Here is a 7,499-nt window from a genome sequence, read left to right on the forward strand (position 1 = left end):
CGGCCGGAGGCTCCCGCTCCGCGTCTCAGCGGATTGTCATCGCCGTGTCGCATGGTGGTGCTCCGCCGGTTGCCACCGTCCGGTGGCCGCCGGACCGACCCGGCGTGCGGCGGACGCGATGACAGGGAAGGACACCGGCCGAAGCGCTCTCCCCGGGCTCGGGGGCTTTGGCTCGCCGCAAGGCCGGCTGCCTAGCGTCGCGCCCGTCCGCGCGTCACAGCCGCGCCGGATACCGGCAGCCAGAGGAGACGAGAAGCGTGACGGTAGACACGGTAGACGTCGAGTGGGCCGATCCGGCGCCGATCCCGGTCCGCTCGAAGGAGGTTCGTCGGCTGGGTCGGGTGATCATCCGGTTTGCGGGTGATTCCGGTGATGGGATGCAGCTGACGGGTGACCGGTTCACGTCGGAGACGGCGTCGTTCGGGAATGATCTGTCGACGCTGCCGAACTTCCCGGCGGAGATCCGGGCGCCTGCCGGGACGCTGCCGGGGGTGTCGTCGTTCCAGCTGCATTTCGCGGATCATGACATTCTCACGCCGGGGGACGCGCCGGATGTGCTGGTGGCGATGAACCCGGCGGCGTTGAAGGCGAACATCGCGGACGTTCCCCGGGGCGGGGAGGTCATCGTGAACACGGACGAGTTCGCGAAGCGGGCGATGGCGAAGGTGGGCTATGACGTCTCGCCGCTGGAGGACGGGTCTCTGGACGGGTACCGGGTGCATCCGGTGCCGTTGACGACGCTGACGGTGGAGGCGCTGAAGGAGTTCGGCCTGTCGCGGAAGGAGGCCGAGCGGTCGAAGAACATGTTCGCGCTGGGGCTTCTGTCGTGGATGTATCACCGGCCGACGGAGGGCACGGAGACGTTCCTGCGGTCGAAGTTCGCGAAGAGGCCGCAGATCGCGGAGGCGAACATCACCGCGTTCCGCGCGGGCTGGAATTTCGGGGAGACGACGGAGGACTTCGCGGTCTCCTACGAGATCGCGCCGGCGACCGCGGCGTTCGCGCCGGGGGTGTACCGCAACATCTCGGGGAACCTGGCCCTGTCCTACGGGCTGATCGCCGCCTCCCGTCAGGCGGGTCTGCCGCTGTATCTGGGGTCGTATCCGATCACTCCGGCCTCCGACATCCTGCACGAGCTCTCCAGGCACAAGAACTTCGGCGTGCGCACGTTCCAGGCGGAGGACGAGATCGCGGGGATCGGCGCGGCGCTGGGCGCGGCGTTCGGCGGCGCTCTGGCGGTGACGACGACGTCGGGTCCGGGTGTGGCGCTGAAGTCGGAGACGATCGGTCTGGCGGTGTCGCTGGAGCTGCCTTTGGTGGTGGTGGACATTCAGCGGGGTGGTCCGTCGACGGGTCTGCCGACGAAGACGGAGCAGGCGGATCTGCTGCAGGCGATGTACGGCAGGAATGGTGAGGCGCCGGTGCCGGTGGTGGCGCCGCGGACGCCGGCGGACTGTTTCGACGCGGCTCTCGACGCGGCGCGGATCGCGCTGGCCTACCGGACCCCGGTGTTCCTCCTCTCGGACGGGTATCTCGCCAACGGCTCCGAGCCGTGGCGGATCCCCGACACCGCGGAGCTGCCCGATCTGACGACGCCGTTCGCGACGGGACCGAATCACACGCTCGCGGACGGCACGGAGGTGTTCTGGCCCTATAAGCGGGACCCCGACACGCTGGCGCGGCCGTGGGCGGTGCCGGGCACGGCGGGGCTTGAGCACCGGATCGGCGGGATCGAGAAGCAGGACGGCACGGGCAACATCTCCTACGACCCGGCCAACCACGAGCACATGGTCCGCACCCGCCAGGCCAAGATCGACAACATCGCCGTCCCCGACCTCACCGTGGATGACCCCGACGGGGCGCGGCTGCTGGTCCTGGGCTGGGGATCCACCTACGGCCCGATCACCGCCGCCGTGCGCCGCCTGCGCACCGAAGGACTCCCCGTCGCGCAGGCCCATCTGCGCCACCTCAACCCCTTCCCCGCGAACCTGGGCGCGGTCCTGGCCGCCTACGACCGGATCGTGATCCCCGAGATGAACCTCGGCCAGCTCACCTCCCTCATCCGCGCCCGATATCTGGTCGACGCCCGCGCCCACACCCAGGTCAACGGCATGCCCTTCAAAGCCGAACAGCTCGCGACCGTCCTCAAGGAGGCCCTCCATGACTGACACCCAGACGGCCCCCACCCCCGCACCCGCCCCGCTTTCTCTGGTCCCCGCCGCGCAGGCACGCCAGAGCGCGAAGGACTTCAAATCCGACCAGGAAGTCCGCTGGTGCCCCGGCTGCGGCGACTACGCCGTCCTCGCCGCCGTCCAGGGCTTCATGCCCACCCTGGGCCTGGCCCGCGAGAACATCGTCTTCGTCTCCGGCATCGGCTGCTCCTCCCGCTTCCCCTACTACATGAACACCTACGGGATGCACTCCATCCACGGCCGCGCCCCCGCGATCGCGACCGGTCTGGCCACCTCCCGCCAGGACCTGTCCGTGTGGGTCGTCACCGGCGACGGAGACGCCCTGTCCATCGGCGGGAACCACCTCATCCACGCCCTGCGCCGCAACGTCAACCTCAAGATCCTGCTGTTCAACAACCGGATCTACGGACTGACCAAGGGCCAGTACTCCCCCACCAGCGAGACCGGGAAGCTGACGAAGTCGTCCCCCATGGGCTCCCTGGAGGCCCCCTTCAACCCCGTCTCCCTCGCCCTCGGAGCGGAAGCGTCCTTCGTCGCCCGCACCGTCGACTCCGACCGCAAACACCTCACCGACGTCCTCCAGCAGGCCGCCCTCCATCCCGGCACCGCGCTCGTGGAGATCTACCAGAACTGCAACATCTTCAACGACGGCGCGTTCGAAGTCCTCAAAGACCGCGACCAGGCCGCCGAGGCCGTCATCCGCCTCGAACACGGCCAGCCCATCCGCTTCGGAACCGACCACCACAAAGGCGTCGTCCGCGACCCCGCAACCGGAGACCTCCACGTCGTCGAGGCCGCCGGCAACGAAGACCGCATCCTCACCCACGACGCCCACGCCACCCACCCCACCACCGCCTTCGCCCTCTCCCGCCTCGCCGACCCCGACACCCTCCACCACACCCCCATCGGCGTCTTCCGCAGCATCCAACGCCCCGTCTACGACACCCAGATGACCCACCAACTCGACACCGCCACCCAACAACACGGACCAGGCGACCTCACCACCCTCCTCACCGGCAACGACACCTGGACCGTCGCCGGCTAGCACCGCCCGCCCACGCCGAACACCGGGGAAGGACCCTCATGGCCTATGTGATCGCTCAGCCCTGCATCGACGTCAAGGACAGGGCGTGCATCGACGAATGTCCCGTCGACTGCATCTATGAAGGCCCTCGCAAGCTCTATATCCACCCTGATGAATGCGTCGACTGCGGAGCCTGTGAACCGGTCTGCCCGGTGGAGGCGGTCTTCTACGACGAGGATGTGCCCGCCGAGTGGAGCGGCTACCGCACGGCGGACGCCGAGATCTTCGAACTGCTCGGCTCCTCGGGCGGGGCCGCCGGCACAGGACCGCTGGAAACCGATCATCCCGTGGTCGCGGCCAGCCCGGCGGGCCAGCTCCAGACCTGACCGGCGGCCCGCCGGGATCGCTCCCGGGCCGGGCGCGCTCCGGCCTGGTCCAGTCCCGGTCCAGGCCGAGTACAGAGCTATTGCAGTGGCCCAGGGGAACGTAGGGGCGGTGGCGGTGGATCTCGCCACCGCCCCACGGCATGTCCGGCCCCGGCAGGGCGCACCGTCCGCATCGCCGCCCCACCGCACGGGCCCGGGCGGATTCAACCCCTCCGGCGCCGCGCGCGAGCGGGCCGGGCGGCGCCCTCCCTCCGTACGCCGTGATCCGACGATCGTCCCCGTTCCCGGCCCGGCCCGGCCCGGAGAACACCCAGAAGGAGCCGCAATGGACCTCGCTTCCGCCGCGTACGCCACCCCCGCCACCCCGTCCGCCCCGGCGGCCCCGCCCTCCACCGGCCCCGGCGCGGCGGGACGGAACGGCGGGGTGCCGCTCCATCTGCTGCACAGACCCGTCACCCCCGAGGGGTTTCTGCTGGACGCCGCCGCCCCCGTGGAACAGCACTTCGCGCTCTCCGCCGAACTGCCCGACGACCACGCCGTGTTCAACGACGGCCCCGGCACGTTCCACGATCTGCTCTTCGCCGCGGAATCCCTGCGGCAGGCCGCCCAATTCGTCGGCCATCAGTACTTCCGCGTCCCCGCCGAACGCCCCGCGGTCTTCGTCTCCAGCGGCGTCGAGATCCAGGAGCCGACCCCCTGGCGGCGCACCGGCCGGCCCGCCCATCTCTCGCTGGACATCACCCTGAAACCCATCGACGTGGTCAACGGGATACCCCGCGGCCTCGACTGCCGTGGCGGCATCGCCATCGACGGAGTCGCATGCGGCGGCGGCAGCGCACGGCTGCTGTTCCTGATGCCCGGGGTCTACCGGGCGCACCGGGCGCTCGGACGCCGGGAGAGCCTGCGCGGCGCTCCGGCGCGGACCCCGGACGCCATGGACCCCGGGCCCGCCGCCCGGCCCGACCGGGTAGGACGCGCCGATCCGCGCAACGTCCTGGTCGGCCCGCCGCTGCGGGCGAACGACGGGGAGTTCACCCTGCCGGTCCTGCCCGCCCCGGGCCACGAGGTCTTCGACGGCGGACCGCAGGGGCACATCCCCGGACCGGTCTTCCTGGAGGCGTCCCGCCAGGCGGCGCTGACCGTCGCCGCCGAACTCCACGGATTCAACCCCGCCCACGCCGTGCTGACCCGCTGGTGGGCGTCCTTCCGCGGCTTCGGCGAAGCCGACCTCCCCCTGACCTGCACGGTCGTCACCCGGGAACCGGGCCGGGACGCCGCCGGCCGCCCCACCGTCCAGGCACGCCTGACCTTCAGCCAGGGCGGCCGTGCGCTGTGCAGCGCCTCGGCGACCCTCCTCCAGGACTGCTGAAACCCCACGGGGCCGACACCACCCCACCCCTCACACTCCCTCTGCCGTCATCGAAAGGAGCCATTCCATGCGCTTTCGGGTACTGGGGCCGGTCAGCCTGTCCCCCCGCACCCCGTCCGCCGCGAAACCGCGTGCGCTGCTCGCCACGCTGCTGGTACGGGTCGGGGAAGTGGTGTCCGCGCACAGCCTGATCGACGAGCTGTGGGGGACCGAGCCACCGCGCACGGCGACCACCACACTCCAGGTCTACGTCTCCCAGCTGCGCAAAGTGCTCGCCGAAGGCGGACCGGACGACAGCGCCCATGGGGTGCTGCTGACCCGCGCGCCCGGCTATGTGCTGCAAGTGCCGGGAAAAGAGCGGGAGTTCGACCTGCCGTGCTTCGAGCGGCTGCGCGCGGAGGGCCGCGCGGCCTGCCAGGAACGCGACTTCGCCCGCGCCTCACGGCTGCTCCACGACGCGCTCGCGCTGTGGACCGGCCCCGCGCTCTCCGGCATCCCCCACGGCGTACGGCTCGAATCCGCCGCCATCCGCCTGGACGAACTGCGGATGGAGGTACTCGAACAGCGGATCGTCGCCGATCTACGGCTCGGACGCCATCAGGAGCTGGCCGGAGAACTGCTCGCCCTGGCCAATGAGCACCCCCTGCGGGAGAGTCTGCACGGCCACCTCATGGTCGCGCTCTACCGCACCGGCCGGGGCTCCGACTCCCTGCGGGTGTACGGCAGACTGCGCCATCTGCTCGTCGAGGAGCTGGGCGTCGAACCGGGCCCCGCGCTCGCCCGGCTGCACGAGCGCGTGCTGCGCCGCGACCCCTCGCTCGACTGGCGGGCGGGCCGTGCCGGACCCGCCCCCGACCGGCCGGCGCCGGGCGCGGACCCCGCCGTACGCCCCACCGGCGCGCAGCCCGCGCCGCCCCCCGCGCCCTTCGGGTTCGTCGGCCGGCACGCCGAACTGTCGTACGGGGAGAAGGTCCTGTGCGGCGGCGGCGCGGGAGCGCCCGTGCCGGTGCTCGCGGTCTCCGGCCGGGCGGGCGTCGGCAAGACCGCGCTCGCGCTCCAGCTGGCCCACCGCACGGCGGCCCGCTTCCCCGACGGCCGGCTGATGATCGGGCTGCGCGGACCCCAGGGGCGACCGCTGAGCTGGGCCCAGGCCGGGGCCGCGCTGCTGCGCGGGCTCGCGGTCGAGCCCTCCGGCGGCCCCGGCGCCCTCCCCGCCGACCCCCGGGACCTGGCCGAGCTGCTCGGACGGACCCTGCGGGGACGCCGGCTGCTGCTCGTCCTCGACGACGCGGCCTCGGCGGAGCAGATACGCCCGCTGCTGCCGCCCGGCGAGGGCAGCGCGGTGATCGTCACCTGCCGCCGCACCCCCGCCGCGCTGGCGGGCGCCGACCATCTGGTGCTGGAGGCGGTACGGGCCGACGAGGCCGTCGAACTGCTGCTCACGGCCGGCGGCGAGCGGATGGCCGAGGACCCGGCGGCCACGGCGGAGATCGCCGGGCTCTGCGGCGGTCTGCCGCTGGCGCTGCGGGTCGCCGCGGCGGCCCTGACGGCCCGCCCGCACACCACGGCCGCCGCGCTCGCGGAACGGCTGCGCGACGAGCGGACCCGGCTCGCCGTGCTGCGCGAGGGCGATCTCGATCTGCGCGCCACCCTGCTGACCGGATATCAGGAGGCCGGGCCCGCGCAGCAGCGGGCGTTCCGGCTGCTGACCCTCGCCCCGGCCGCCGACTTCGCCGGATGGACCGCCGCGGCCCTGCTGGACCTGGAGCCCGGCGCGGCCGGGGAGGTGACGGAGGAGCTCGTCGCGGCCCGGCTCCTGGAGGCGCGGCCCGGCGGACGCCCGCCGCGCTACGGCTTCCACTCCCTGCTGCGGGTGCTCGCCGTGGAGCTGCGGGAGGCGGCGGAGGACGCCGAGGGGGAGCGGACCCGGGAGGCCGTCGGACGGCTCTGCCGGGCCTGTCTCACCCTGGCCCGGCACGCGGACCGGCAGCTCGCTCCCGGCCGGGACTGGCGCACCCGTCCCGTGCCCTCGGGAGCGGCCGTCCTGGACGAGGCGTACGACGGCGGGGGAGGCCGGGTCGACGCGGCGGCCGTCGTCGGCGGCACGCCGCTGCGCTGGTTCCGGGACGAGGCCGCCGGTCTGGTGGAGGCGGTACGGCAGGCGCATACGGCCGGTCTCTGGTCCCTGGCGTGGGAACTCGCCGACAGCGCCGCCGGGTACTTCCACGCCTGCGCCGCCTGGGAGGAGTGGGAGGAGACCCATCGGCTCGCGCTGGACGCGGCGCTGCGGGCCGGGAACCCGGCGGCCGAGGCGGCGGTGCGCTACTCGCTCGGCGACCTCGCCTGGCAGCGGCGCGAGGCCCATCGGGCCCTGGCCCAGTACACCTCGGCCCAGCGCGGCTTCGACCGGGTAGGCGACCGGATCGGCTCGGCCCGCTGCCGGATCGGCGTGGCGGACATCCTGCTCGGCCAGGGGCGGCCGGCCGCGGCGGCGCGGCGGTACGGGCGGGCGCTGGACCTCTGCGCGA

5 protein-coding genes are annotated in these 7,499 nt (G+C 72.9%); all 5 read left to right on the top strand.

Annotated elements, in window-relative coordinates:
• Positions 1–257 precede the first annotated feature (257 nt).
• Positions 258–2,168, top strand: a complete 1,911-nt coding sequence (locus tag FF041_RS18740; RefSeq protein ID WP_323392112.1) for a 2-oxoacid:acceptor oxidoreductase subunit alpha — start codon at positions 258–260, stop codon at positions 2,166–2,168.
• Complete coding sequence (locus tag FF041_RS18745; protein WP_153523886.1) at positions 2,161–3,237, top strand: 2-oxoacid:ferredoxin oxidoreductase subunit beta; 1,077 nt, start codon at positions 2,161–2,163, stop codon at positions 3,235–3,237. The genes FF041_RS18740 and FF041_RS18745 overlap by 8 nt, the downstream gene beginning before the upstream one ends.
• Positions 3,238–3,275: 38 nt before the next feature.
• Entirely contained in the window at positions 3,276–3,602 is a 327-nt protein-coding gene (gene fdxA, locus FF041_RS18750; RefSeq protein WP_153487031.1) for a ferredoxin, read from the top strand.
• Between the two features lie 325 nt (positions 3,603–3,927).
• On the top strand, positions 3,928–4,971 hold the full coding sequence (locus tag FF041_RS18755; protein WP_153523887.1) for an AfsA-related hotdog domain-containing protein: 1,044 nt from the start codon (positions 3,928–3,930) through the stop codon (positions 4,969–4,971).
• Positions 4,972–5,038: 67 nt separating this feature from the next.
• Positions 5,039–7,499, top strand: a 2,461-nt coding sequence (locus FF041_RS18760) for an AfsR/SARP family transcriptional regulator (protein ID WP_153523956.1), incomplete at its 3' end; no start/stop codon positions are given.

Source organism: Streptomyces jumonjinensis (assembly GCF_009600885.1).
In the GTDB taxonomy this organism is placed as follows: Bacteria; Actinomycetota; Actinomycetes; order Streptomycetales; family Streptomycetaceae; genus Streptomyces; species Streptomyces jumonjinensis.

What these genes read in the sequence shown, in the direction of transcription:
- FF041_RS18745 (WP_153523886.1), top strand. Translation starts at nt 2,161, where the DNA reads ATGACTGACACCCAGACGGCCCCCACCCCCGCACCCGCCCCGCTTTCT.
- fdxA (WP_153487031.1), top strand. Translation starts at nt 3,276, where the DNA reads ATGGCCTATGTGATCGCTCAGCCCTGCATCGACGTCAAGGACAGGGCG.
- FF041_RS18755 (WP_153523887.1), top strand. Translation starts at nt 3,928, where the DNA reads ATGGACCTCGCTTCCGCCGCGTACGCCACCCCCGCCACCCCGTCCGCC.